We start from the raw sequence: 23,956 nt of genomic DNA on the forward strand, positions 1-23,956 counted from the left end.
ATTGTCCTGTTAGCGAAGACGCTCTGGGGTGGTATGCAAGTCGATCTCGATGTTGATGAAACGCCGCTGGCCGGGTTGCCGCGCTTTCAACAGGCGTTCATCCAAGGGCGGCGTTTGCGCCAGTTCGCCATCGGCGCGGGCTTACTCGCCACCGTGGGTGCGTTGCTGGCGTTTTTTACCGGGCTGTTCGCCTCGAAAACGTTGTGGCCAGCGTTGTCGCTGAATCTGAGTGCAGCATTTGTGGTGTTGATGGCGGGCATGCAATCGGCCGGGTGGGTCGCCCAATGGCGTGCCCGCGCCATGAATCCCGTGGTGCCGGTGGTGGTTGTCGACGACTCTGCCGAGCCTTTGGGCTGGTATGAACGTTTGCTGGACCGGATCAGTCGGCAATCGCACAACCTGCTCGGGCAAATTGGCGCGCCGACGCTGTGGCTTGGCGCTTGGGCATTGTTGGCGGTGTTGGGCGTCGAACAGGCCTGGGACCTTTCGTTGCCCCCGATAGGGCTGGGGTTGGCGGCCACTGTCGGGGCGGCGTGCTCATTGCTGTTGGCCTTCGGCCTGCTGGTGATGGAACGTCATCTGGCACAGGAAAACACCGCACAATGGCCTGAAGCCGCGGCGTTGGCGCAATTGACCCGTGTGCCGATCATCAGCCTGTTACTCGCTGCGTTTTGTCTGTTGTTTGCCGGTGAAACCTCGGTGTGGCCCGTACGCCTGGCGGTGTTGTCCGGACTGCTGCCGGGGCTGGTGGCGGCAGAGCTGTTGCTGCGTGCGGTGTTGTCATTGTTCAGTCCGCGCCGCGAACGTCTTGAGCCGGAGCTCCTGGCGCGCAGCTTTGTCGCCGACATGCTGCGCTGGCCACCACAGCCATTGCTGGCGTTGCAGCACGAATTACACAACCGCTTCGGTATAGATCTGCGGCAGATCTGGGCCTTCACTTACATGCGTCGGGCGTTCCTTCCCGTGTTGGCGGTGATTTCGTTGGTCGGCTGGTCGCTCACGGGCATTCACGAAATTGCGCTGCAAGAGCGTGGCATTTATGAACGATTCGGCAAGCCGGTGGAGGTGTTTGGCCCGGGTTTGCATCTAGGCCTGCCTTGGCCATTGGGTCGGGTGTTGAGCGTCGAGAATGGCGTGGTTCACGAGTTGGCCACCAGTGTTGGCGAAACCACGACGCCTGCCCTGGCTGACCCTGCCGAAGGCCCGGCCCCGGCAATTGCCAATCGCCTGTGGGACGCCAGCCATGTGAACGACAAATCCCAGGTGATCGCCAGCAGCCGAGCCGACAGGCAGAGCTTTCAGATCGTCAACATGGATGTGCGCTTCGTCTATCGCATCGGTCTGAGCGATGAGGCGGCATTGGCCGCGACCTATAACAGTGCCGATGTGCCGATGTTGATTCGCAGCACGGCCAGCCGAATTCTGGTTCACGATTTTGCCTCGCGCACCCTCGACGGTTTACTGGGTGAGGACAGGGTAGGGCTGGCGGAAGAAATCGGCCGCGCCGTCCAGGCGGACCTGAAAAAACTCGACAGCGGCGTGGAGATTCTCGCCACGGTGGTCGAGGCGATTCACCCTCCGGCCGGTGCCGCCAACGCCTATCACGGCGTGCAAGCGGCGCAGATTGGGGCGCAAGCCTTGATTGCCCGTGAACGCGGTGCCGCCGCCGAAGCCACTAACCAGGCGCAGTTGCAGGCCAGCATCGCCCGCGATCAGGCGACGGCCAGCGCCCGTGAAATCAACGCTGGCGCCCAAGCTGCGGATCTGAAATTCAATGCCGAGCAGAAAGCCTATGCCAGCGCTGGCCAGGCTTTCGTGCTGGAGCAGTATTTCAGTCAGTTGTCCCAGGGGTTGGCCAACGCCAAATTGCTGGTGCTCGATCATCGTCTGGGTGGCAGCAGCAATGCGCCGACCATCGACCTCCGTACTTTCACGCTGCCGGTTGATCCTGCGCCGTCGCGTAAAACCGTTCAGCCAGGAGCTGCCAATTGAGCCAGTCCCATACACACGATCACGATGACCACAGCGGCCACGATCACGGCCATGGCGCGCATCACCACCACGGCCATCACCACCATCATCACCACGGTGATCCGCAAGAGGCCGGTCCATTTCCGTGGCGCCGCATGGGCTGGGCGGCATTGCTGGTAGCGTTTGCAGTCGCCGCTGCGAGCCTGGTGCAGGTGCGTTCGGGGGAGGCCACGGTGATCACGCGCTTCGGCAACCCTTCACGCGTTTTGCTGGAGCCGGGGCTGGGCTGGCGCTGGCCGGCACCGTTCGAGGCGGCGATCCCGGTGGATCTGCGGCTGCGCACCACGTCCAGCGGTTTGCAGGATGTCGGCACCCGGGACGGTTTGCGCATCATCGTCCAGGCCTATGTGGCGTGGCAGGTGCAGGGCGATCCGGACAATGTGCAACGTTTCATGCGTGCGGTGCAGAACCAGCCTGATGAGGCTGCGCGGCAGATTCGTACCTTTGTCGGCTCCGCACTGGAGACCACCGCCAGCAGTTTTGATCTGGCGAACCTGGTCAATACCGATGCCAGCCAAGTGCGCATCGCCGATTTCGAAGCCCAACTGCGCAAGCAAATCGATCAGCAGTTGCTCACCACTTATGGCGTGCGCGTGTTGCAGGTTGGTATCGAGCGATTGACGCTGCCTTCGGTAACGCTCACCGCGACCGTCGACCGGATGCGCGCCGAGCGTGAGACCATCGCCACTGAACGCACGGCCATCGGCAAGCGTGAAGCCGCACAAATTCGTTCTGCCGCCGAACGTGATGCGCGAATTGTGCAGGCTGATGCCACAGTGAAAGCGGCAGATATCGAAGCGCAATCGCGCGTCGAAGCGGCGCAGATTTATGGTCGCGCCTATGCGGAGTCGCCGCAGCTCTACAACCTGCTGCGCTCGCTCGACACCTTGGGCACGGTGGTGACCCCGGGGACCAAGCTGATTCTGCGCACCGATGCCGCACCGTTCCGGGTGTTGGTAGATGGTCCGCCGAGCCTCGACAACAAGCCTGGATCGCAGCCATGAGTTTGGTTCCACGTGGAACAAATGAGTTGAGCAGCCCCTGGATTCAGGCCGGGCGCCTGGCGTTTATTGCGCTGTATGCAGTGACGGTATTGGCTGCATTGGCGTGGGCGTTTTCCAATGTGCGGCAGATCGATCCACAAAATCGCGCCGTGGTTTTGCATTTCGGCGCGCTGGATCGCATTCAGAATGCAGGGCTGCTTCTGGCTTGGCCGCAACCCTTCGAGCAGGTGATTTTGTTGCCGGCGGCGGATCGGGTGATCGAGCGTCGAGTGGAAAGCCTGTTGCGCAGTGATGCCGCGACGCAGGCTGATCGCGTGGCCAGTTTTGCCACGCCCATCAGCGATGCCCTCGCAGGCTCTGGCTATCTGTTAACGGGGGACGCCGGCGTGGTGCAACTCGATGTGCGGGTGTTCTACAAGGTCACCGAGCCCTATGCGTTTGTGCTTCAGGGCGAACATGTATTGCCGGCTCTGGATCGGCTGGTGACCCGCAGCGCGCTAGCGCTCACGGCCGCACGTGATCTGGACACCATTCTGGTCGCTCGTCCGGAACTGATCGGCGCCGATAGCCAGGCGGCGGAGCGACGTGAGCGCTTGCGTGGTGATCTGGTGCAGGGCATCAATCAACGGCTGGCCGAACTTGCTGCAACAGGGCAAGGCTTGGGCATCGAAGTGGCACGGGTCGATGTGCAATCGAGTTTGCCAAGCCCTGCGGTGAACGCTTTCAACGCGGTACTGACCGCCAGCCAGCAAGCTGATAAGGCCGTCGCCAATTCGCGCACCGAAGCCGAGAAACTGACACAGACCGCCAACGAGCAAGCCGACCGTACGCTGCAAGTGGCCCATGCCCAGGCGAGTGAGCGGCTGGCCAAAGCGTCTGCCGATACGGCCACCGTGTTGAGCCTGGCCAAGGCCCGGCAGCAAGGTGTCGACCCGCAGATGCTGCTGCGCATTTATCGCGAGCGCATGCCGAAAATTCTTGGCCAGGCCGGTTCGGTCACCACGGTGGATCCCAAAGACGATTCCCGCCTGATCATTCAGGGAGCTGCACAATGAACGCTAAAACCGCCGCTGCACCGAGCCTGTTGTCTTCGGCTGAACAGCGCCGCGCCGCGCGCCAGTTGACCCTGGCCATGCTCGCATTGGGCCTGCTGGCGCTGGGCCTGATCTGGCGTTGGCTGGCACCGGAGCAGACCGGTGTCAGTCAGTTGCTGCTGGGGGTTGCTTCGCTGCTGGTTGCTGTACCGGTCATGCGCTCGGCGTGGTACAGCCTGCGTTATCCAAGCCTGCACGGCATCACCGATCAATTGATTGCCCTGGCCATGCTGGGTGCCTGGGCCACCGGGGATCTGCTGACGGCGGCCCTGTTGCCGATCATCATGATCTTCGGCCACGTGCTGGAGGAGCGCAGTGTGATCGGTTCCCAGGAGGCGATTAACGCCCTCGGCAAACTGACCCGCAGCCATGCGCGCAAGGTGCAGGCGGACGGCTCCATCATCGAAGTCGACAACGGCACGCTCAAGGCGGGCGATCGGGTCGAGGTGCGTGCCGGGGACCGGGTACCGGCGGATGGCCGGGTGTTGTCCGGCCAGGCCAGTCTGGACACCGCCTCCATTACCGGCGAATCGGTACCGATGGAGGTCGGTGTCGGCATGTCGGTGTTCGGTGGCGCGATCAACCTCGATGGTCTGTTGCGAATCGAAGTGACCCGCACCGGCCATGAGTCGACCCTCGGCAAAGTGATTGCCCTGATGCAAAACGCCGAGCGTTCGAAGCCGCCCATTACCCGCTTACTGGAGCGCTACGCTGGCAGCTATATGGTGCTGGTGTTGCTGTTGGCGGCAGTGACCTGGTTCATCACCAACAACGCCCAGGCAATGCTTGCGGTCTTGGTGGCGGCCTGTCCTTGTGCGTTGGTGTTGTCGGCACCGGCCACGGCGATTGCGGGTGTGGCGGTGGCGGCACGTCACGGGATTCTGATCCGCAGTTCTGCGTTCCTCGAAGAGTTGGCGGACCTGACCTCGCTGGTGGTCGACAAGACCGGGACGCTGACCTTCGGCACCTTGCGCCTGCAATCCATCGACAGCGCGCTGGAGGATCGCAGCCATGTCCTGCAGCTGGCGGCGAGCCTCGGCTCGGCCAGCAGCCATCCGGTCAGCCGCGCCCTGGCGGGGTTGGTGGCCCAGGAGCATTTTCTGCTGCTGACCGACATTCATGAACGTCAGGGCCTGGGCGTGGTGGCGATGACCGAGCAGGGTGAAGCGGCGCTCGGCCGGCCGGAGTTGTTTGCGCAACTGGGCATCAGTACAACGGCAGTTCCCGATCACGATGGTCCGATTGCCGGGCTTGCAGTCAACGGGGAGTTTCTTGCCTGGCTGTTGCTGGCCGACAGCGTCAAACCCGAGGCGCAGTTTGCCTTGGGTGAGTTGCGTGAACTGGGTCTGGGTCGTCAGTTGTTGCTCACGGGTGACCGCCATAGCGTTGCGCAAACGCTCGCCCGGGATGTCGGGATCAGTGACGTCGAAGCGCAAGCCCTGCCCGAAGACAAACTCAACCGCGTGCTCAAGGAAATCGACAGCGGCTTCCGGCCGATGGTGGTCGGCGATGGCATCAATGATTCACTGGCCCTCAAGGCGGGAGTGGTCGGTGTAGCCATGGGCGCGGGCGGTGCAGACATCGCCCTGGCGTCGGCCGACATCGTGCTGATCGGCAGTGACCTGCGTCGCCTCGGCACCTGCGTGCGCCTGAGTCGCCAGTGCCGCCAGACATTGCAGGTCAATGTGATCATCGGATTGGGCTGGACCCTGGCCATTGTGGCCTTCGCCGCGTTCGGCTGGCTCGGCGCTGCCGGGGCAATGATTGCGGCGTTGCTGCATAACCTCAGCACCCTGCTGGTCCTGGGCAATGCCGGTCGATTGCTGCGGTTCCAGGAGCCGTTGCTCAAGCTCAAGGACGAAACCTGAAGGCAAATGCTCTAAACCGGGTGATTACCCGTTTTCAAATTTTTAGAACTGTAGGCGTGGTGTGTAGTCATTGAAAGTGAGGGCACATCATTTTGTGCGTTCGCGGCGGCAGGTGTAGGCATCGCGAATCATTGAAAATGGCTATTAATTCGATAGCCAGCTATTTTTCAAAGATGGTCTACCCTCTGATCAGACGTCTGAAACAAGGGGGATTCTCCATGCTCGCGCAACTTCCACCGGCCTTACAGAATCTGCAGTTACCGCTTCGCCTGAGACTCTGGGACGGCCATGAATTCAATCTGGGGCCGACGCCCAGCGTCACGATTGTGGTCAAGGACCCGCAAATGGTCTCCCAGTTTACCCATCCAAGCCTGGATGCCCTCGGTACTGCTTTTGTCGAAGGCAAACTGGAACTCGAAGGTTCCATCAGCGACGTGATCCGCGTCTGTGATGAATGGAGCCAGGCGTTGCTGGACGATGACGACGGCAACCAGCCTGTGCGCACCGTCCACGACAAAGAGTCAGATGCCAAGGCGATTTCCTACCACTACGACCTTTCCAACGCGTTCTATCAGCTGTGGCTCGACAGCGATATGGCGTATTCCTGCGCGTACTTCGAGACCGGCAGCGAAAGCCTCGAGCAGGCCCAGCAAGCCAAGTTCCGTCATTTGTGCCGCAAGCTGCGCCTGCAGCCCGGCGAATATCTGCTGGATGTGGGTTGTGGGTGGGGCGGACTGGCGCGTTATGCAGCGCGGGAGTTTGGCGCGAAAGTGTTCGGTATCACCCTCAGCAAGGAGCAGTTGGCCCTGGCCCGGGAACGCGTAAAAGCGGAGGGCCTGGAAGATCTGGTCGAACTGCAACTGCTCGACTATCGGGATCTGCCGCAGGATGGCCGTTTCGACAAAGTGGTCAGCGTCGGCATGTTCGAACACGTCGGCCACGCCAATCTTGCCGAGTACTGCAATACCTTGTTCGGCGCGGTGAAAGAGGGCGGGTTGGTGATGAACCACGGGATCACCGCCAAGTACACCGATGGCCGTCCGGTGGGACGCGGTGCCGGTGAATTCATCGAAAAGTATGTGTTCCCCAATGGCGAGCTGCCGCACCTGTCGATGATTTCTGCCGAGATCAGTGAGGCCGGGCTGGAAATCGTCGACGTCGAAAGCTTGCGCCTGCACTACGCCCGCACGCTCGATCACTGGAGCGAACGCCTCGAAGACAATCTCGAAGCGGCTTCCAAACTGGTACCCGAACAAGCCCTGCGCATCTGGCGGCTGTACCTGGCCGGTTGCGCCTATGCGTTCGCCCGCGGCTGGATCAATCTGCACCAGATTCTCGCCGTGAAGGCCCACGCCGATGGCAGCCATGAACTGCCATGGACCCGGGACGATATCTACCTTTAAAGAATCGGTGAAATCAGCCGGGCGACCCGCATGCCGAGCTGTTGAACGCGGCGGGTCTCCCGGCCTTCTTCTTTGGCGATTTCGTGGGCCTTGGCGAAGTCATCGTTGAGCATCTGTTCCACCTCGGCGGCAAATGCGCGGTCGACGGTCAGCAACATCACTTCGAAATTCAGCCGGAACGAACGGTTGTCCATGTTGGCGCTGCCGATGGCGCTGATTTCGCTGTCGATCAACACCACTTTCTGATGCAGGAACCCGGGTTCGTAGCGGAACACCCGCACACCCGCGCGCACCGCTTCGAAGGCGTAGAGGCTGGAGGCGGCGTAGACGATTCGATGGTCCGGCCGCGACGGCAACAGCAGACGCACATCCACACCGCGCAGCACTGCCAGGCGCAATGCCGCGAATACGGCTTCGTCGGGGATGAAATACGGGCTGGTCATCCAGACCCGCTCGGTCGCGGCATGGATGGCCTCGACAAAGAACAATGAACAGGTTTCGTAGGCATCGGCCGGCCCGCTGGCGAGCAACTGGCAGAGCACGCCGTCTTCCGGATAAACCTCGGGCAGGATCAGCGGCGGCAGTGCACGAGCCACCCAGAACCAGTCTTCGGCGAAAGACTCCTGCATGCAGGCCACCACCGGCCCGCGCACTTGCACGTGGGTATCGCGCCATGGGGCCAGGGGCGGTTTCTCGCCCATGTACTCGTCACCGACGTTATGCCCGCCGACAAAACCAAGAATGCCGTCCACCACCACGATCTTGCGGTGGTTGCGAAAATTCACCTGAAAGCGATTGAGCCAGCCACTGCGGGTGGCGAAGGCTTTGACCTCGACTCCGCCATCACGCAAGGCCTGCACGTAGCTATGGGGCAGCGAGTGGCTGCCGATCCGGTCATACAACAGGTAAATCGCCACGCCCTCGGCGGCTTTCTTCAATAGCAGGGTTTGCAGGCGCTGGCCGAGGCGGTCGTCGTGAACGATGAAAAACTGGATCAAAACGGCTGCTTTCGCCTGGCTGATGGCCTCGAAAATGGCCTCGAACGTCGACTGACCGTTGATCAACAGCCGCGTCTCGTTATTGGCAAGGCACGGCATGTTTCCCAGCTTCGGCATCGCTCTGAGTGAGGCGTACGCCGAGGAAGCGCGGGCGGTGAGTGCTTCTTCCACCCAGGGCCGCCAGTTGAGTTCGGAGATGGCCTTGCGCATTTGCTCGTTGGCCTGCCGCCGCGCCTTGATATAGCCGTCGAAGGTGCTGCGGCCAAACACCAGGTACGGGATCAGCGTGAGGTAAGGGATGAAAAACAGTGACAGGGCCCAGGCGATTGAGCCTTGGGCAGTGCGGACGGTCAACACGGCGTGGATGGCCGCGATCATGCCCAGCGAGTGCAACAGGGCGATGGTATAACCGAAAATATGCGGTCCGAAATAATCCATGGGGGCTGCCTTGCTCCTGAAGATTCAGTGCTTAACAGACCATGTTCCGTGCAGAATGTCGCTAATTAATTGGCCCATGAACCGATGCTCGCGGCTGACGTCTAACGGCCACTACTGATCAGGAGTTACTCGATGAACGTTCGTCTGCTGGGTTTGGCCATGGCACTTGGGTTGGCACTTCCTGTGGCGGCTCACGCGCAAATGCTGCAACCAGGATTGTGGGAGCTGACCACGAGCAACATGAAGGTCGATGAGCAGAATATGCCGGACCTGCAATTGATCCTCGGTCAGATCCAGAGCCAGATGACCCCTGAGCAGCGTGCACAGCTGGAAAAACAGGGGATCACCATGGGGGGCAAAGGGGTCCGGGCGTGCCTGACGCCGGAGCAGGTCAAGAGCGATAACATTCCGCTGACCGATCCACAGTCAGGCTGCAAGCAGGAAATCACCGACCGCACTGGTAACCAGTGGAAATTCCGCTTCAGCTGCCCGAGAGCCCAGGGCGCCGGCGTGGCGACATTCCTCAGCGACCGTGAATTCACCACCAAGGTCAACGGGACGTTCAACGCTACCGGCATTCAGCAGAAGGGCAGCCTCGAATCCCGCGCCGTCTGGTTGGGGCAGGATTGCGGTACGGTGAAGCCGAGAGCTTAAAAGCTTAAGAGCTTAAGAGCTTCGCGAGCTAGCCCGCTCCCACACTGGATCTGTGTCGTTCACAAATCCAGTGTGGGAGCGGGCTAGCTCGCGAAGGCGTCAGTTCAGCCGCTCTGAATCCCCGACTGACTCAACCACTCACACGCTGCTTCGACCGCCATCCGGCCAAAATCCTCCCCCGTGCGGCTGCGCACACTGACAAACCCCCCCGCCTGTTCTTTTTCGCCGACCACCACCAGGTACGGCACGGTCCGGCTGTGCTGGCGAATCTTGAAGCGGACTTTTTCGTTGCGCAGGTCGGCCCTTGCACGCACACCCCTTTGGCGCAAGGATTCGGTCACCGCCTGTGCATAAGTCGCCTGGCGGTCATCCATGCTGACGACGACCACATGGGGTGGAAGGCTCCAGTGCTGCAGCTCCTGATGGCTGGACCAGCATGTGCCGTAGATCCGTTGTTGCAACGTGCCGCTGATGTGATCGAGGGCAAACGCCTGCAAGACTTTGGTGGTGGGGACGTGCGGTCCATGGCTCTGGTATTCGGTGTCCCCCAGACGGTACATCGACACCTCCTCGCGCGGTGGCCGACGACGGATCGAGTGATTGGTCGCTGCCAGTGACTGCATGCGCGCTTCGATGAGGGGCAGGTCTGCCGGAGTCAGCGGTCGCTCGACGACAAACTCGTAAAAGAAGCCATCGCCCAACTCCCTGCCCGCGCGCATTTGCGCATGCGGGTGGAGTTGCTTGACCGCCATGGCCAGCATCAAGGCACAGGAGCGGCGCAGGATCTCCAATCCGTCCGGCTCGCGGGGGGTGACAATGCTGACCCGGGCATCCGCCTCGATCATGTATTCGCAGTCCACCAGTACACCATCGACCCGGCCCGCTACGGCCGCGCTGGCCAGTTCGGGGCCGATGCTGGCGGCCAACTCGTGCACAGACAGCGGTTGGTCGTATTCACGCATTGAACCATCGGACAGAGTGATCTGGATCATGGTCGGCGTACTCAGGTGCTGCTAACGAGCGTTATCGCATAAAGCTAGTGCTAATGCCTGGCCGCTGTCATTAAGACCTTTGTCGTGCCAGGCAATTTGTATCGACGCGTTCACCAATCGGGCATTGCGCTACTCATGGTCAGAACTCGTTTTGCAGGGCTTTGTAGCCGCGCACCAGATCGACGTTGGTGCGCGCCACGTCTTCGGAAAACTCCGACGCACTGACGCTCACCGGCGGGAATTGCGAGAGGTCCGTGTTGGGGCCGATCCGCGTGGTGGAGGGCACGTAGAAGGCTTCAGGCAGGTCACGCCCGTCGACCACCGAGTTGTGCCGTACCACGCAACCGTCACCGACCACGCAGTTGAACAGCACGCTGTTGAAGCCGATGAACACCCGATTGCCCACGGTGCAGGGGCCATGCACGATCGAGCGGTGGGCGATGGAACTGAACTGGCCAATGGTCACCGCCGCACCGGATTTGGAGTGGATCACCACGCCGTCCTGGATGTTCGAGTTGGCGCCGATGGTGATCGGCTGCATATCGCCCGACTCGTCGACTTCGTCAGCGCGGATCACGGCGTAGGGCCCGACGAACACGTTCTCGCCGATCACCACTTTGCCGCAAATGATTGCCGTCTTGTCGACGTAGGCCGACTCGGCAATCCGCGGTAAATCTCCGGAAGGATTCTTGCGGATCATGGCTTGCTCAACGCGTTGTACAGGGTGTTGAGGTTGTACTCGAACAGCCCGGTGAAGGTGCTGGCCGGACCGCTCGCCGCCAGGGCATCGGAGTACAAGGTGCCGCCGATCTGCGCGCCGCTTTCATCGGCGATCTGCTTGAGCAGGCGGGCGTCCTTGATGTTCTCCATGAACACGGCCTTGACCTTGGCCTGACGAATCTGGGTGATCAGGGCGGCCACTTCCGCGGCTGAAGGTTCGCGCTCGGTGGACAGGCCCTGAGGCGCCATGAACTCGATGCCATAGGCCTGGCCGAGATAACCGAAGGCGTCATGGGACGTCACGATCTTGCGATTGCCCGGTGGCAGCGAGCCGAGTTTGGCCTTGGCTTCGGCGAGCAGGGCGTAGACCTGTTTCAGGTACGCCTGGCTGTTGCGCTCATAGTCGGCGGTGTTGGCCGGGTCAGCGGCGATAAGCGCCTTGGTGATGTTGGCGATGTACAGCTCGGTGTTCGCCAGGTTATGCCAGGCATGCGGGTCGGGAACGGTTTCGCCGTCTTCATCCAGGCTGCGCGGTATGACACCGTGGCTTGCGCTGATGACCGGTGCCCGGGTCTCGGTACTCGTCACCAGGCGATCCAGCCAGGGTTCGAAACCCAGGCCGTTCTTGATGATGAGCCTGGCTTCGAGCAGCGCCTTGGCGTCGTCCGGGGTCGGCTCATACGTGTGGGCATCCGCGTCCGGACCGACCATGTTGGTGAGCTGGATATGTTCCTTGCCAACCTGCCGGGTCATGTCGGCAAGGATGCTGAAGCTGGTCACCACCTGAAGTTTTTCGGCGGCAGACAACGACATCGACACCAGCAAACTGATCAGCACGAGTACAGCGCGCATCGGGTAACTCCTCATCGGGATGTGAGTAAAGGCGGGCGGCGCAGCAAGCCGTGCACCGGCCCGAACACCACGGACAACAGATAGCCAGCGCCGGCCACCAGCACGATTGCCGGTCCACTGGGCAGCGAGTAATAGAACGAGATCAATAATCCGAGCCATACCGAAAGGCTGCCGAGCAACGCGGCAATGAGGATCAGCACCGGCAAACGTCGACTCCAGAAACGTGCCGCGGCGGCAGGCAACATCATCAGGCCGACCACCATCAGCGCGCCGATCGCCTGGAAACCGATGACCAGATTCAACACCACCAACGTCAGGAATACGCCGTGCGCCATTGGGCCGAGGCGGCTGACGGTTTGTAAAAAGAGCGGGTCGAGGGTGTCGAGCAACAGTGGTCTGTAGATCAGGGCCATGGCCACCAGGCTCAGGCCCGAGACCCAAAGCATGCCGGTCAAGGTGGGGCCGTCGACCGCCAGCGCCGAGCCAAACAGCAGGTGCAACAGGTCCAGGCGTTTGCCGGCGATGCCGAGAATCAGTACGCCACTGGCCAGGGAGATCGGGTAAATCGCCGCGAGACTGGCGTCCTCCCGCAGGCCGGTGCGTCGGGTAATCCAGGCCGCGAGGCCCGCCATACCCAGACCGGCGCCGAGGCCGCCGAGGGTCAACGCCGGGAGGCTCAATCCGGCAAACCAGAAGCCCAGCGCCGCACCGGGAAGGATGCCGTGGGCGACGGCATCGCCGATCAGGCTCATGCGCCGCAGGATCAGAAACACGCCCAGGGGCGCCGTGCTGCACGCCAGGAGCAGTCCACCGAGCAGTGCGCGACGCATGAAGACGAATTCGTGGAAGGGTTGCCAGAGATGCGCAGCCGCGATCATCAGGCCACCTGCGATTGAGGTGGTTGGTGGATCAGTTCGGCGCTCCGGCCGAATACACAACCGCTGTGTTTGATCAGCAATGTGTGCGGGATGTGCTCGCGGACAGCGGCGAGGTCATGGCACACGACCACCAGCGTCCGGCCTTCGAACTGCCACTCGTGTATGTGTTTCCAGAGCAATGCCTGGCCGAGCTCATCGAGGGCCGCATGGGGTTCGTCGAGCAGTAGCAAGGGCGCGTCAGTCAGGCTCAAACGGGCGAGCAGGGCACGTTGCAATTCGCCACCGGAGAGGGCTTGCAAGGGGCGATCTTCCAGACCGCTCAGGCACCAGTTTTCGAAGACGGTTGCCAATCGTTGGCTGCGGATTTCGGCTGATTGTTTGTTGCCCCAGAAACCGGCGGCGACCAATGACTGAAGGCTGATCGGAAATTGCCTGTCCAGGTGTTGTTGCTGAGGCAGGAACGACACACCGCCCTTGAGTGGAACATTCAATCGCACCTTTCCGGCCAAAGGCTTTTGCATGCCGGCGATGACCTTCAACAGGCTGCTTTTCCCAGAGCCATTCGCACCGATGATCGCGGTCAGGCTGCCCCTCGGCAGCTCGAGGTCCAGTGCCGGGGTGAGTGGCTGTCCCGGTGCGCCCCAGCGCAAGGCATGGCAAGCAATCATGCGATCTCCCAGTTGAAACGGCTTTCGGCTACGGCGTCATGGGCGTGCAGGCTTTCGGCGTGGATCACACGAATGTGGAAGGCATTGATGCCTGTGGAGCGTTTCAGGGCCAGATTCAAACGGCGTGCGGCGTCCTCGCAGAACATCAGGTTCTGACCATTGGCCAAGGCGAAGGCCTGTTCGTCGGCGCGTTTTACCGCTGTTTGAACGGCTGTGCCCAGTGCAGCTTCGGCGTCGTTGATGACGGCGATCAGAGGTAACTCATCCAGGAAGTCCGCCAGCCGTACGCGCAACTGTGCGCTGCTGCGTTGGCTGTGAGGTGTGGCGACGATGCCGTTCGTGGAGCCGAGCCACGCTAAAACGTCAGCGTGTTGCAATGACTTGTTGGCGAAATCATCGACGAACTGCTGTTGTATCAACTGTCGAGAAAGGGCCGCAGAACACGGACAGGTTGAGGAATAAGCCACATCGATTTTTAGTTCCACGTGGAACATCGCATTTTTCAAACGCGCTTCGATGCTCACCGGATAGCTTTTCCAACCAGACAGTGGGCTGATCAGCGCCGGTCTTTTCAGCAGCACTTCGGCGTGAATGGTTAAGTGCGCACTGCTGGACAGTCCTTCATGACTCTCAAGAAAACGCTGCAAAACCCGCTGCAATAAAGCCGGTGAAAGGTTTTCCTGCTCCAGCAATTCAAGCGCCAGATAGAGCCGTGACATGTGAATGCCGCGCGCATTGCCATCGTCGAGGCTCACGCCGGCATCGGCCTTTGCATTCAAGCGTTGGCCATCAAGCAAAACAGGAAGAGCAATGTCGCACATGCCCACCCACTCCAGTGGCAGGGCTTGGCGTGAGGCCTGCGCGGCGATATCCGGCAGAGTCAGCGCATTCATGAGCAGGTCCATCGTGGGAGTAGATTCGACATGTTATAGTATAACAATTAAATCGACGATGCTTTTTTCATGAGCAGGTTTTCATCATGCCCGGGCGCCACGTGCTTAACCTGATTTCGGCCGGTGCGGGCCTAGCAGCCCGTGATCCGGTTGCAGGTGAACTTCGCACTGCTGCCACCGGAACTGGAAAACCGGTTGATCGTGGTCCAGCCGACGCGTTGGTTGTAGCCAACCCAGGCTTCGCCATCGGAAGCGATGCCAGTGAAAAACGTGAGCTGACCGTAGCGGCTATTGGTCTGTACCCAATAGCGTTTTCCGGCCATTTCGAAACCTCGCAGGTAGATCGTGCTTCCGGCGGTGTTGACGCTGTAGGCGTTGCCATCCGTATCCACGCAGGCCAGCAGGTTAGCGCTGCGGGTGCACTTGGCCAGGCTCGGGACCTGTGCCATCGCGTCGGCAGCCACCAGCAGGGAAAGCATGATCAGTGCAGTTTTCAGGGCGTTGCGCATGGGCTTTCTCACGTCGGAAGCGGCATTCAGCATCCTGTCCTTTACCCGGCTGGGCAAGAGGGGATGGTTTATTTGTGGTGTTACAGTATAACATTGTGTAAGCCAGACACAGCTATCGGGTATCCCCGTGAGGAATATGCAGATGTCCAACCGACTCCCCGTGACCGTTCTCTCCGGCTTTCTTGGTGCCGGAAAGAGTACACTTCTTAATTACATACTACGTAATCGCGATGGTTTGCGGGTTGCAGTCATCGTCAACGATATGAGCGAAATCAACGTCGATGGCACCGAAGTCCAGCGTGATGTCAGCCTTAATCGGGCTGAAGAACGGTTGGTGGAAATGAGTAACGGGTGTATTTGCTGTACGTTACGTGAAGACTTGCTCGAGGAGGTGAGCCAACTCGCCAGGGAGGGTCGCTTTGACTATCTGCTGATCGAATCCACCGGCATTTCCGAACCGCTGCCGGTGGCGGAAACCTTCACCTTTCGCGATGAAAACGGTCAGAGCCTCAACGACATCGCACGTCTCGACACCATGGTCACGGTGGTCGACGGCATGAACTTCCTGCTCGATTACCAGGCTGCCGAAAGCCTGGCCTCCCGGGGGGAAACACTTGGCGAAGAAGACGAACGTTCAATTACCGATCTGTTGATTGAGCAGGTCGAGTTTGCCGATGTGATTTTGCTCAGCAAGATCGACTTGATCAGCAGCCACCAACGCGAAGAACTGATCGCCATCCTCGAGTGGCTCAACGCCCGGGCGGAAATCATTCCGATGACGATGGGCGAAATCCCTTTGGATAAAATCCTCAACACCGGTCGTTTTGACTTCGAAAAGGCTGCCCAGGCGCCGGGATGGTTGCGGGAGCTGCGCGGGGAGCACGTGCCGGAAACCGAAGAATACGGCATTGCTTCCAGCGCTTACCGGGCACGTCGGCCGTTCCATCCGCAGCGTTTCTTCGACTTCATCAATGGCCCCTGGGACAACGGCAAGCTGTTGCGTTCAAAGGGCTTTTTCTGGCTGGCGAGCAAGCATATGGACGCCGGCAGCTGGTCCCAGGCCGGTGGATTGATGCGCTATGGTTTTGCCGGGCGCTGGTGGCGTTTCGTACCGAAAAACCAATGGCCGCAGGACGAAGAAAGTACCACCGGGATCATGAAGAACTGGACCGCCGACAGCGGGGATTGTCGCCAGGAACTGGTGTTCATCGGCCAGAACATCGACTTCACGCAGCTCACCGCCGAACTGGACGCCTGCCTGCTGACCGATGAGGAAATGGCGTTGGGCGTAGAGGGCTGGCGTTTGCTGCCTGATCCATTCGGCCCTTGGTACGAAGAAGCTGCCTGATCCTCTGATGGCGCTTCAAGGCTTGAGCCAGGTGCCCTGGCTCTGGGCCTCGCAGTACGGCTGCAAATACGCCGCGTCAGTGGCAACGCCGTAATAGTGAATATCCTGGCGGTAGGGCATATTGGCGACTTGGGCGTTGCTGCAGATGCCAAATGCGCCGCCGGGGCATTGATCGACATACTGCACATCGACTTTCTGCCCAGCCAGGTTCGGCTGGCAGAAACCATCGGCGAAGAGTTTTGGCGGGATGTTGCGGTTCTGCTGGCAAACCTGGACATCAAGCCGCGCGGCCTGGCTGTGAACCACGCAGGCCTGGGCCAGCGCCTCGCCTGAAACGAGTGCCAGGAGCAACGACAAGCCAATCAACCGCATCCATCACCTCCTCAGAAATCATCGACCATGCTGCAGAATATCCCCACTCATGTCATTGCCGGTCCGTTGGGCGCCGGCAAGACCAGCCTGATCAAGCACCTGTTGGCCCAACGCCCGGCAGGCGAGCGGTGGGCGGTGTTGATCAACGAGTTTGGCCAGATCGGTCTCGACGCTGCGCTACTGACCCGGGACGCCGATGGTATCGCACTGGGTGAAGTGGCCGGGGGCTGCCTGTGTTGCGTCAACGGTGCACCCTTTCAGATTGGTCTTGGGCGTTTGTTGCGCAAGGCGCAGCCGGATCGGCTGTTCATCGAGCCCTCGGGGCTGGGGCATCCGGCGCAGTTGCTCAGGCAATTGAGCGAAGCGCCGTGGCAAGGCGTGTTGGCTGTTCAGCCTTGTGTGCTGGTACTGGACGCCCAGGCGCTCGCCGCTGGCAAGCCGTTGCCGGATGCACAACAGCAAGCCCTGAGCCTTGCGGGACTGTTACTGCTGAACAAGTCCGAAGGTCTCGAGGAAGACAGTCGCCAGCGAGTCGCCACGCTATTGCCGCCGACCCCCCTGTGCTGGACGCAACAGGCGGTTTTACCCTTGAGCGAGCTGCCGGGGCTGAATGCCAAAGCGCGGGCAGGTGTGGATAACTTCGTCCTGCCCAAGGGATTGGCGCAGCCGCCGGCGGTCTGGAGCGATCCCGCGTTGCCCATTTGCTTGAGTCAGGAACAGGACGGAGGCTGGAGCATCGGGTGGCGTTGGCACCCAAGCCAGGTATTTGATGCCACGCTGGTTGGCCGGTGGCTTGAAGGCCTTGGCTGGAGGCGGGCGAAGCTGGTTATCCACAGTACCCACAAATGGGTTTCGGCGAACGCGGTGGATAACTCGGTGCTGGACTGGCAGCCCAGTGAATGGCGGCAGGATTCACGCATCGAGCTGATTTTCAGTGAACCCCAGGATGCAGAGCGGTTGCAGCGTGAGCTGGCAGCGTGCCGAGCCGAATCGGCTTAACGGCTCACGGCCGCCACTTGGTATGTTCCTGACGCCACTGGCTCAGCTCGATTACTTCTGCGCGAGGCTTTACCACATCGACCACTGGTTCGGTTTCGTCGAACGGGACCGGGTAGGGCGCCAGTTCAATCTGTGCGCTGTGCGCGCCGAACTGGGTGATGGTGCCGTTGTGGCGGGTTTCGCCGGTCACGGTGAACTCGAAGTTATACACACGGGCCAGGCGTCGCCGACCACTGGCATCCCTGATTAACGCGATTCTTTTCAAGGCCACGTTGCCGTCGAGCAATTCGATCCCGAGCTTGGTGCAATGCTGCTTGACCCGCTCCAGCGCGCGCTCGCGCAAGCCGTGGTTGTGCCATAGCCATGCGCCGGCAGTGGCGAACAGCATCAGCACGAATATATTTCCAAGGGTCAGCATCAACAGGGTGCTCCAACAAGATAGTGTCAGCTTAACTGCGTCGCTGGTCTGTCGTACAGGCTGCGTTTAGTCGCATACTGCGCGGCTAGAATTTCAATCGTTTTACGGAAATCCACCGCATGAAACGTACACCGCATTTGCTCGCTATCCAGTCCCACGTGGTATTCGGTCACGCCGGCAACAGTGCCGCGGTTTTCCCGATGCAACGGGTCGGGGTGAATGTCTGGCCGCTCAACACCGTGCAGTTCTCCAATCACACCCAGTACGGTCAATGGGCCGGTGAAGTGCTGGCGCCGCATCAGATACCTGAGCTGGTCGAGGGTATCGCGGCGATTGGCGAGCTGGGCAACTGCGATGCGGTGCTCTCCGGTTACCTCGGCAGTGCGGCCCAGGGCCGGGCGATCCTGACGGGGGTGGCGCGGATCAAGTCGATGAATCCCAAGGCACTGTACCTGTGTGACCCGGTCATGGGGCATCCGGAGAAAGGCTGCAGTGTTCCGGCGGAAGTCAGTGATTTTCTGCTGGAGGAGGCCGCCGCCGTAGCGGACTTCATGTGCCCGAACCAGCTGGAGCTGGACAGTTTCTCCGGGCGCAAGCCGCAATCGCTGTTCGATTGCCTGGCCATGGCGCGTGCATTGCTGGCGCGCGGCCCGAAAGCGGTGCTGGTCAAGCATCTGGACTACCCAGGCAAGTCGGCAGAGGTCTTCGAGATGCTGCTGGTGACAGCCGAAGGCAGCTGGCATTTGCAGCGCCCATTGCTGGCGTTCCCGCGTCAGCCGGTGGGCGTGGGCGATCTGACGTCCGGGCTGTTCCTGGCACGTGTGCTGTTGGGTGACAGCCTGGTGGCCGCGTTCGAGTTCGCGGCGTCGGCGGTGCATGAAGTGCTGCTGGAAACCCAGGCCTGTGCCAGCTACGAGCTGGAACTGGTTCGGGCTCAGGACCGGATTGCCCATCCGCGGGTGCGCTTCGAGGCGACCTCGATCAGCCTCTGATTGAGCGTTGAGCCCATTCGCGAGCAAGCCCGCTCCCACATTTGATCTTCGGTGTTGCATAGATCCAGTGTGGGAGCGGGCTTGCTCGCGAAGGCTATCTAGAGAACACCGTCAACCTGACTGAACAAACTCAGGCGTCGCCCTTGATCTCCTGATAACGCTTTTCCAGTTCCTGGCGAATCTGCCGGCGCTGCTGGGCCTGGATGAAGCGGCGCTTGCTCTCGCTGTTGTCCGGTTGCAGCGGCGGTACCTGGGCAGGTTTACGCTGGTCATCCACCGCGACCATGGTGAAGAAGCAGCTGTTGGTGTGACGCACCGATCGCTCGCGAATGTTCTCGGTCACCACTTTGATGCCCACCTCCATGGAGGTGTTGCCGGTGTAGTTGACCGAGGCGAGAAAGGTCACCAGTTCGCCGACATGGATCGGCTCACGGAAAATGACCTGGTCCACCGACAGGGTCACCACATAACGGCCGGCATAGCGGCTGGCGCAGGCGTAGGCCACTTCGTCGAGGTATTTGAGCAGGGTGCCACCGTGAACATTGCCAGAGAAGTTGGCCATGTCAGGGGTCATCAATACCGTCATCGACAGCTGGGCGTTTCCGGGTTCCATAGCATTCTCACGGGTCAAGGCCAGGTTTGAGGGATGCACCTCTGCGGGTGCCTCGGCGGTTTTTTCAAACCGACAGTTATCGGGACGCCGGGCGCAGAGTCGCCGTCACGCCGGATCGATCTGTTTCCATATATTGCACCGCCTTTCTGCCAGAAGTCGCGGTGTTACCCTGCAAAAAGCCCGGACACAGGGGCATTTCCTACGCGCAAAGCAGACTTTTGCTCGGCTCGATCAGACCATTCCTGCGTCTGTGAGTCGGGCAACTTCAATCAGGGAGCCGCTCGCCATGCATGCCATCAGTTTCATTCAGGATCTGGCAGTGATCATGTTGATCGCAGGTGTGGTGACGGTGGTTTTTCATCGCCTGAAACAACCGGTGGTGCTGGGCTATATCGTGGCCGGTTTCATCATTGGCCCGCATACCCCGCCATTCGGCCTGATCCATGACGAAGAAACCATCAGGACCCTGGCCGAACTCGGGGTGATATTCCTGATGTTCTGCCTGGGCCTGGAGTTCAGCCTGCGCAAGTTGTTCAAGGTCGGTGCCACGGCCTTCATCGCGGCATTCCTGGAAATCGTGCTGATGATCTGGATCGGCTACGAGATCGGTCGCTGGTTTGACTGGAACACCATGGATTCACTGTTCCTCGGCGCGATCCTGGCGATTTCCTCAACCACCATCATCGTCAAGGCACTCAATGATCTGAAGTTGAAGAACGAGCGGTTTGCGCAGTTGATATTCGGTGTGCTGATCGTTGAAGACATTCTGGGCATCGGCATCATCGCGCTTCTGTCCAGCATCGCCGTCAGTGGTACGGTCAGCTCCGGCGAAGTGTTTTCTACAGTGGGCAAACTGTCGCTGTTCATGATCGTCGCATTGGTCATCGGCATTCTGATGGTGCCGCGGTTGCTGGCCTACGTGGCCAGGTTCGAGAGCAACGAAATGCTGCTGATTACCGTGCTGGGCCTGTGTTTCGGCTTCTGCCTGCTGGTGGTCAGGCTTGAATACAGCATGGTCCTCGGCGCGTTCCTGATCGGCGCGATCATGGCTGAATCCCGGCAACTGCTGAAAATCGAGCGCTTGATTGAACCGGTTCGAGATCTTTTCAGCGCGATTTTCTTTGTGGCCATCGGGCTGATGCTCGATCCGGCGATCCTGCTTCAGTACGCCTGGCCAATCGCCGTAATCACCGTAGCCGTGGTGCTCGGCAAGATGCTGTCCTGCGGCCTTGGCGCGTTTATCGCCGGTAATGACGGACGCACCTCGCTGCGGGTCGGGATGGGTCTTTCACAGATTGGCGAATTCTCTTTCATCATTGCTGCACTGGGCATGACGTTGCAGGTCACCAGTAACTTTTTATACCCGGTGGCTGTGGCGGTGTCGGTGATCACGACCTTGCTGACGCCTTATCTGATTCGCGCGGCTGATCCATTGTCGATCAAGCTCGCGGGCGTCATGCCGGAACGCCTGGGACGGGTGTTGGGGATGTACGGCGAATGGCTGCGCAGCATCCAGCCTCAGGGCGAGGGGGCGTTGCTGGCGTCGATGATCAGAAGGATTTTGCTGCAGGTCGGGGTCAACCTGGCATTGGTGATCGCGATTTTCTTCTCGGGCGCGTACTTCGCCGAACGCATGTCGGCTTACGTGCAAGTCTGGATCAGCGACCCGAGCTGGCAGAAGGCATTGATCTGGGGTGGGGCGCTATTGTTGTCGCTGCCTTTTTTGATTGCGGCGTACCGCAAGCTCAAAGCCCTGTCGATGTTGCTGGCGGAAATGGGCGTCAAGCCAGAGATGGCCGGGCGCCACACGCAGCGAGTGCGCAGGGTGATCGCCGAAGTGATCCCGATCCTGTCGCTGCTGGTGATCTTTTTGCTGTTGGCAGCCTTGTCGGCCAGTATTCTGCCGACCAACAAGTTGCTGGTACTGATCGCCGTGGTCGCGGCCGCCGTGGCGGCGCTGCTGTGGCGCTGGTTCATTCGTGTGCATACGCGGATGCAGGTAGCGTTGCTGGAAACCCTCGACAATCACAAGGAGTCGTCCGGGCATTGACCACCCAGCAGCGTTGACTGGATCAGCTTTCGAGCCAGACGTCCCGTGCCCAGTGCCATACCGACTCCCAGGTTTCTTCGGCGATCAGCTCTTCTTCGGCCTGCCAAAGCACCACGGTGCCGTCCTCTTCGACACAGTAGTAGTCGTCACCGTCCTGGCAGATCGGGATCAGGCTGCGATCGACGCCGGCGTCCCAGGCGTTGGCGGCAACGTCGGGCAGGTAGGTGTGGGATTGCGGGTCGGTCACGGTGACCGGCTCCAGGCTACCGTAGACCACGTCGCTGACGGTCAGCAGAAACTCTCTGAAGACGAACGGAATGTCGATGAACAGTTGTTCTTCGATTTCGACCAGCAGGTCTTCGTCAGGCAATTCCAAGGGGACCGGTACCGGTTCGTTGGCTTCACGCAGTTGTTCGATGATTTCTTCCACGTCCGGGATCCTCTTGCTTGTATGGCGCGGTTTATATGGGGCGGTTTATACAGTAGCTTGCTATAGATGCAACCGCGAAATAGAAAACCCCGGCCGAGGCCGGGGTTTTCTTTTCAGCAAGTGAAGCGCGGTGCGGGATCAGCCGTTCTGGCGGATACCTGCCACCAGCCAAGGCTGGTTTTCGCCCTGTGCACGTTCCATGTTCCAGCTTTCGCTGAAGACTTCGCCCTGGTCGAAACGCGAGGTTTTCGACACGCCGGTGAAAGTCAGGGTGGCAATGGTCTTGTCGGCGCGATCATCCACACCGTCCAGTTGCACATTGAGGTTATCAATGTAGGTGGACTGGAAACCGTCGCCCAGGTCGGCACGCTCACGCTTGAGGAACTCCAGCATTTGCGGGGTCACGAACTCGGCGATCTTGTCCATTTCATTGGCGTCCCAGTGCTGTTGCAGGGACTGGAAGTGATTGCGCGCCGCTTCGACGAAGTTTCTTTCGTTGAACCAGGCTGGAGCGTTGATCACTGGACGAGCGGCAACAGGCGCTGGCGAACCACCGAAGATCGAACCACCGGCAGGCTTCTGTTCGAACGCTTCACGTTGCATCGGCGCGTGGCCGGCCGGCGCGTAATGCTCCTGCTGCTTGCGACGACGGGCGGCGATAAAGCGGAACACCAGGAATGCGATGACAGCCATGATCAGGATGTCGAAGATCTGCATGCCCTGGAAGCCGTCGCCCATGAACATGGATGCCAGCAGGCCGCCGGCCGCGATACCGGCCAGCGGGCCGAGCCAGCGCGAAGCGCCACCGGCCTTGGCAGCGGCGCCAGCGGCACCGGCAGCACCCGCGGTCGCCGCAGCGCCGCCCATGCCTGGAGAAGAAGGAGCCATCTGGCTGGTCTGGTGCGTCGGCGCAGCGCCTGCGCTTTTGCCACCACCGAAGCGCTTGGCGGCATTGACGTCGAGACTCATCGTCAGGCCGATGCACAACGCCATGGCGATGCTAAGAAAACGTTTCATAAAGGGAATTCCCATTTGTGGAAGGCACGCGCGCCATGTTGCACAGCTGAAGTGTTACTGGCTAGCGGCAGAGTGTTTCGGGCTTTTGCCTGACAGGTTTCATTCAGCTTCAGTCAGTGCAATAGGGCCTTTTGACTTTGAACTGTCAGATGAGTGGATGAGTTTTGTAGGACGATCGCCTAGCGACGTAGTGCCAGCATGACGACCCCGGCCGTGATCAGACCGATTCCGCCCCATTGGCGCAGGTCAAGTTTTTCACCCAACAGGACTACGCCAAGAACGGCCACCAGCACCACGCTGAGTTTGTCCACCGGGGCAACCAGTGACGCCGGACCGACCTTGAGTGCACGGAAATAGCAGATCCACGACGCACCGGTGGCCAGGCCCGACAACAGCAGGAACAGGTAGCTCTTCGCAGAGATCGATCCTAAAGACTGATATTGGCCCGTGGCGTACAAAATCAAGGCCAGGCTGACCAAGACCACGATCGTACGCAGCAGGGTGGCGAAGTCGGAATTGACGTTTTCGATGCCGACTTTCGCGAAAATGGCAGTCATCGCCGCGAATGCCGCCGATAAAAGGGCCCAGAATGTCCAGGAAGAAAAGAAGCCTGAGCCCATGCTTTTTTGCACCTTATTCAGATCAATATCTGTAAGACCACACGGAACCCTGTGGGAGCGGGCTTGCTCGCGAATGGGTACACCGTGGTAGTGCA

24 protein-coding genes are annotated in these 23,956 nt (G+C 60.3%); 10 read left to right on the forward strand and 14 right to left on the reverse strand.

All coding sequences use genetic code 11. The features are described 5' to 3' along the window. Positions 1-33 precede the first annotated feature (33 nt). The 5 genes from hflK (AB7M25_RS00780) (at position 34) to cfaB (ending at position 7,400) form a co-directional block, all read left to right on the forward strand. Positions 34-1,992: a protease modulator HflK gene (gene hflK / locus AB7M25_RS00780; protein WP_454236888.1), complete on the forward strand. Its 1,959-nt coding sequence runs from the start codon at positions 34-36 to the stop codon at positions 1,990-1,992. Continuing rightward, the gene (hflC, locus tag AB7M25_RS00785; protein ID WP_429517536.1) at positions 1,989-3,035 is read left to right on the forward strand and encodes a protease modulator HflC; all 1,047 of its coding nucleotides are present in this window, start codon (positions 1,989-1,991) and stop codon (positions 3,033-3,035) included. Before hflK (AB7M25_RS00780) ends, hflC begins: the two co-directional genes overlap by 4 nt. After that, positions 3,032-4,090: a protease modulator HflK gene (hflK, locus tag AB7M25_RS00790; RefSeq protein WP_429386902.1), complete on the forward strand. Its 1,059-nt coding sequence runs from the start codon at positions 3,032-3,034 to the stop codon at positions 4,088-4,090. The genes hflC and hflK (AB7M25_RS00790) overlap by 4 nt, the downstream gene beginning before the upstream one ends. Further along, positions 4,087-5,997, forward strand: a complete 1,911-nt coding sequence (locus AB7M25_RS00795) for a cation-translocating P-type ATPase (RefSeq protein ID WP_454236889.1) — start codon at positions 4,087-4,089, stop codon at positions 5,995-5,997. Before hflK (AB7M25_RS00790) ends, AB7M25_RS00795 begins: the two co-directional genes overlap by 4 nt. Positions 5,998-6,215: 218 nt before the next feature. After that, positions 6,216-7,400 (forward strand): C17 cyclopropane fatty acid synthase CfaB, encoded by a 1,185-nt coding sequence (gene cfaB, locus AB7M25_RS00800; RefSeq protein WP_429386906.1) that lies wholly within the window; start codon positions 6,216-6,218, stop codon positions 7,398-7,400. Here the strand turns inward: cfaB and cls are convergent. Further along, on the reverse strand, positions 7,397-8,836 hold the full coding sequence (gene cls, locus AB7M25_RS00805) for a cardiolipin synthase (RefSeq protein WP_454236890.1): 1,440 nt from the start codon (positions 8,834-8,836) through the stop codon (positions 7,397-7,399). The genes cfaB and cls overlap by 4 nt on opposite strands. A gap of 132 nt (positions 8,837-8,968) precedes the next feature. On the opposite strand from cls, the gene AB7M25_RS00810 reads away from it, so the two are divergent. Continuing rightward, positions 8,969-9,490: a DUF3617 domain-containing protein gene (locus tag AB7M25_RS00810; protein WP_429386910.1), complete on the forward strand. Its 522-nt coding sequence runs from the start codon at positions 8,969-8,971 to the stop codon at positions 9,488-9,490. Between the two features lie 104 nt (positions 9,491-9,594). Here the strand turns inward: AB7M25_RS00810 and AB7M25_RS00815 are convergent, their stop codons facing one another. The 7 genes from AB7M25_RS00815 to AB7M25_RS00845 form a co-directional block, all read right to left on the reverse strand. After that, entirely contained in the window at positions 9,595-10,482 is an 888-nt protein-coding gene (locus AB7M25_RS00815; protein WP_429561113.1) for a His/Gly/Thr/Pro-type tRNA ligase C-terminal domain-containing protein, read from the reverse strand. A 139-nt stretch (positions 10,483-10,621) separates the two neighbouring features. Beyond that, entirely contained in the window at positions 10,622-11,182 is a 561-nt protein-coding gene (locus AB7M25_RS00820) for a gamma carbonic anhydrase family protein (protein ID WP_429386914.1), read from the reverse strand. Beyond that, positions 11,179-12,054, reverse strand: coding sequence for a metal ABC transporter substrate-binding protein (locus AB7M25_RS00825; RefSeq protein WP_429386916.1), 876 nt, complete (start codon positions 12,052-12,054; stop codon positions 11,179-11,181). The genes AB7M25_RS00820 and AB7M25_RS00825 overlap by 4 nt, the downstream gene beginning before the upstream one ends. A gap of 11 nt (positions 12,055-12,065) precedes the next feature. Further along, entirely contained in the window at positions 12,066-12,932 is an 867-nt protein-coding gene (locus tag AB7M25_RS00830; RefSeq protein WP_454236891.1) for a metal ABC transporter permease, read from the reverse strand. Beyond that, positions 12,932-13,600: a metal ABC transporter ATP-binding protein gene (locus AB7M25_RS00835; RefSeq protein ID WP_429386920.1), complete on the reverse strand. Its 669-nt coding sequence runs from the start codon at positions 13,598-13,600 to the stop codon at positions 12,932-12,934. Before AB7M25_RS00835 ends, AB7M25_RS00830 begins: the two co-directional genes overlap by 1 nt. After that, complete coding sequence (gene folE2 / locus AB7M25_RS00840; RefSeq protein ID WP_429386922.1) at positions 13,597-14,493, reverse strand: GTP cyclohydrolase FolE2; 897 nt, start codon at positions 14,491-14,493, stop codon at positions 13,597-13,599. The genes AB7M25_RS00835 and folE2 overlap by 4 nt, the downstream gene beginning before the upstream one ends. Before the next feature lie 131 nt (positions 14,494-14,624). Next, entirely contained in the window at positions 14,625-15,002 is a 378-nt protein-coding gene (locus AB7M25_RS00845; protein WP_429386924.1) for a glutamine synthetase, read from the reverse strand. 142 nt (positions 15,003-15,144) lie between these two features. Here AB7M25_RS00845 and zigA point away from each other — a divergent pair, with 142 nt between their 5' ends. Beyond that, positions 15,145-16,350 carry a zinc metallochaperone GTPase ZigA gene (zigA, locus tag AB7M25_RS00850; protein ID WP_429517528.1) on the forward strand — a complete coding sequence of 402 codons (1,206 nt, stop codon included), beginning with the start codon at positions 15,145-15,147 and terminating at the stop codon, positions 16,348-16,350. A gap of 15 nt (positions 16,351-16,365) precedes the next feature. Here the strand turns inward: zigA and AB7M25_RS00855 are convergent, their stop codons facing one another. Further along, positions 16,366-16,722 (reverse strand): NADH:ubiquinone oxidoreductase, encoded by a 357-nt coding sequence (locus tag AB7M25_RS00855; protein ID WP_429386928.1) that lies wholly within the window; start codon positions 16,720-16,722, stop codon positions 16,366-16,368. Positions 16,723-16,749: 27 nt separating this feature from the next. Here AB7M25_RS00855 and AB7M25_RS00860 point away from each other — a divergent pair, with 27 nt between their 5' ends. After that, positions 16,750-17,721 carry a CobW family GTP-binding protein gene (locus tag AB7M25_RS00860; protein ID WP_454236892.1) on the forward strand — a complete coding sequence of 324 codons (972 nt, stop codon included), beginning with the start codon at positions 16,750-16,752 and terminating at the stop codon, positions 17,719-17,721. A gap of 4 nt (positions 17,722-17,725) precedes the next feature. Here AB7M25_RS00860 and AB7M25_RS00865 read toward each other — a convergent pair whose 3' ends face one another. Further along, entirely contained in the window at positions 17,726-18,139 is a 414-nt protein-coding gene (locus tag AB7M25_RS00865) for a DUF3301 domain-containing protein (RefSeq protein ID WP_429517527.1), read from the reverse strand. Positions 18,140-18,258: 119 nt separating this feature from the next. Here AB7M25_RS00865 and pdxY point away from each other — a divergent pair, with 119 nt between their 5' ends. Then, positions 18,259-19,131 (forward strand): pyridoxal kinase PdxY, encoded by an 873-nt coding sequence (gene pdxY, locus AB7M25_RS00870; RefSeq protein WP_015097416.1) that lies wholly within the window; start codon positions 18,259-18,261, stop codon positions 19,129-19,131. 130 nt (positions 19,132-19,261) lie between these two features. Here pdxY and AB7M25_RS00875 read toward each other — a convergent pair whose 3' ends face one another. After that, entirely contained in the window at positions 19,262-19,744 is a 483-nt protein-coding gene (locus tag AB7M25_RS00875) for an acyl-CoA thioesterase (RefSeq protein ID WP_007971685.1), read from the reverse strand. Between the two features lie 286 nt (positions 19,745-20,030). Here AB7M25_RS00875 and AB7M25_RS00880 point away from each other — a divergent pair, with 286 nt between their 5' ends. Next, positions 20,031-21,794 carry a cation:proton antiporter gene (locus AB7M25_RS00880; RefSeq protein WP_429386936.1) on the forward strand — a complete coding sequence of 588 codons (1,764 nt, stop codon included), beginning with the start codon at positions 20,031-20,033 and terminating at the stop codon, positions 21,792-21,794. 22 nt (positions 21,795-21,816) lie between these two features. Here the strand turns inward: AB7M25_RS00880 and AB7M25_RS00885 are convergent, their stop codons facing one another. The 3 genes from AB7M25_RS00885 to AB7M25_RS00895 form a co-directional block, all read right to left on the reverse strand. Then, positions 21,817-22,224: an SMI1/KNR4 family protein gene (locus tag AB7M25_RS00885; RefSeq protein WP_003187120.1), complete on the reverse strand. Its 408-nt coding sequence runs from the start codon at positions 22,222-22,224 to the stop codon at positions 21,817-21,819. A gap of 138 nt (positions 22,225-22,362) precedes the next feature. Further along, a complete protein-coding gene (locus AB7M25_RS00890) occupies positions 22,363-23,241 on the reverse strand; it encodes a Tim44 domain-containing protein (protein WP_095964377.1) in 879 nt (292 codons plus the stop codon). A 179-nt stretch (positions 23,242-23,420) separates the two neighbouring features. Further along, positions 23,421-23,861: an EamA family transporter gene (locus AB7M25_RS00895; RefSeq protein WP_007971691.1), complete on the reverse strand. Its 441-nt coding sequence runs from the start codon at positions 23,859-23,861 to the stop codon at positions 23,421-23,423. Between the last annotated feature and the right edge of the window lie 95 nt (positions 23,862-23,956).

Source organism: Pseudomonas sp. AP3_22 TE3818 (genome assembly GCF_053628995.1).

Coding starts and splice junctions, on each gene's coding strand:
- cls (WP_454236890.1), bottom strand. CDS start 8,836: ATGGATTATTTCGGACCGCATATTTTCGGTTATACCATCGCCCTGTTG.
- AB7M25_RS00815 (WP_429561113.1), bottom strand. CDS start 10,482: ATGATCCAGATCACTCTGTCCGATGGTTCAATGCGTGAATACGACCAA.
- AB7M25_RS00825 (WP_429386916.1), bottom strand. CDS start 12,054: ATGCGCGCTGTACTCGTGCTGATCAGTTTGCTGGTGTCGATGTCGTTG.
- pdxY (WP_015097416.1), top strand. CDS start 18,259: ATGAAACGTACACCGCATTTGCTCGCTATCCAGTCCCACGTGGTATTC.
- cfaB (WP_429386906.1), top strand. CDS start 6,216: ATGCTCGCGCAACTTCCACCGGCCTTACAGAATCTGCAGTTACCGCTT.
- AB7M25_RS00820 (WP_429386914.1), bottom strand. CDS start 11,182: ATGATCCGCAAGAATCCTTCCGGAGATTTACCGCGGATTGCCGAGTCG.
- zigA (WP_429517528.1), top strand. CDS start 15,145: ATGTCCAACCGACTCCCCGTGACCGTTCTCTCCGGCTTTCTTGGTGCC.
- folE2 (WP_429386922.1), bottom strand. CDS start 14,493: ATGAATGCGCTGACTCTGCCGGATATCGCCGCGCAGGCCTCACGCCAA.
- AB7M25_RS00795 (WP_454236889.1), top strand. CDS start 4,087: ATGAACGCTAAAACCGCCGCTGCACCGAGCCTGTTGTCTTCGGCTGAA.
- AB7M25_RS00875 (WP_007971685.1), bottom strand. CDS start 19,744: ATGGAACCCGGAAACGCCCAGCTGTCGATGACGGTATTGATGACCCCT.
- AB7M25_RS00865 (WP_429517527.1), bottom strand. CDS start 18,139: ATGCTGACCCTTGGAAATATATTCGTGCTGATGCTGTTCGCCACTGCC.
- AB7M25_RS00895 (WP_007971691.1), bottom strand. CDS start 23,861: ATGGGCTCAGGCTTCTTTTCTTCCTGGACATTCTGGGCCCTTTTATCG.
- AB7M25_RS00880 (WP_429386936.1), top strand. CDS start 20,031: ATGCATGCCATCAGTTTCATTCAGGATCTGGCAGTGATCATGTTGATC.
- AB7M25_RS00830 (WP_454236891.1), bottom strand. CDS start 12,932: ATGATCGCGGCTGCGCATCTCTGGCAACCCTTCCACGAATTCGTCTTC.
- hflK (WP_454236888.1), top strand. CDS start 34: ATGCAAGTCGATCTCGATGTTGATGAAACGCCGCTGGCCGGGTTGCCG.
- AB7M25_RS00855 (WP_429386928.1), bottom strand. CDS start 16,722: ATGCGGTTGATTGGCTTGTCGTTGCTCCTGGCACTCGTTTCAGGCGAG.
- AB7M25_RS00860 (WP_454236892.1), top strand. CDS start 16,750: ATGCTGCAGAATATCCCCACTCATGTCATTGCCGGTCCGTTGGGCGCC.
- AB7M25_RS00845 (WP_429386924.1), bottom strand. CDS start 15,002: ATGCGCAACGCCCTGAAAACTGCACTGATCATGCTTTCCCTGCTGGTG.
- AB7M25_RS00810 (WP_429386910.1), top strand. CDS start 8,969: ATGAACGTTCGTCTGCTGGGTTTGGCCATGGCACTTGGGTTGGCACTT.
- AB7M25_RS00835 (WP_429386920.1), bottom strand. CDS start 13,600: ATGATTGCTTGCCATGCCTTGCGCTGGGGCGCACCGGGACAGCCACTC.
- hflK (WP_429386902.1), top strand. CDS start 3,032: ATGAGTTTGGTTCCACGTGGAACAAATGAGTTGAGCAGCCCCTGGATT.
- AB7M25_RS00890 (WP_095964377.1), bottom strand. CDS start 23,241: ATGAAACGTTTTCTTAGCATCGCCATGGCGTTGTGCATCGGCCTGACG.